The sequence below is a fragment of the Bacillus sanguinis genome (assembly GCF_018332475.1).
Classification (GTDB): domain Bacteria; phylum Bacillota; class Bacilli; order Bacillales; family Bacillaceae_G; genus Bacillus_A; species Bacillus_A sanguinis.
Genome location: NZ_BOQB01000481.1, coordinates 1 through 277, shown reverse-complemented (window position 1 = coordinate 277; position 277 = coordinate 1). Strand labels below are relative to the sequence as shown.

Below are 277 nucleotides of genomic sequence, written 5' to 3'. Positions count from 1 at the left end.
TTTTTTTTTTTCAAGCAGAAGACGGCATACGAGATCTAGTACGGTCTCGTGGGCTCGGAGATGTGTATAAGAGACAGGCCTTTAAGGATTATGCAACACCGCGCGTTTCAACATCTTGTGAATCGATCAGTTTGATGTTGACGCTGACACGATTCTTCAGCCCACCGTGTTTCAGTGCTTCGATCACTGATTTATAAGCATCCGGCAGTTCAATGTACTTGCCGACCATACCGATGGTGACTTCACTTACCGGGTTCGCTTCTTCGAAGATAACCTG

The 277-nt window shown here is 46.2% G+C and carries 1 pseudogene; it reads right to left on the bottom strand.

Annotated features, from left to right (window positions below):
* Window positions 1–88: 88 nt before the first annotated feature.
* Window positions 89–277, bottom strand: a pseudogene (locus tag KI369_RS29995) (CTP synthase); the annotation flags it as partial.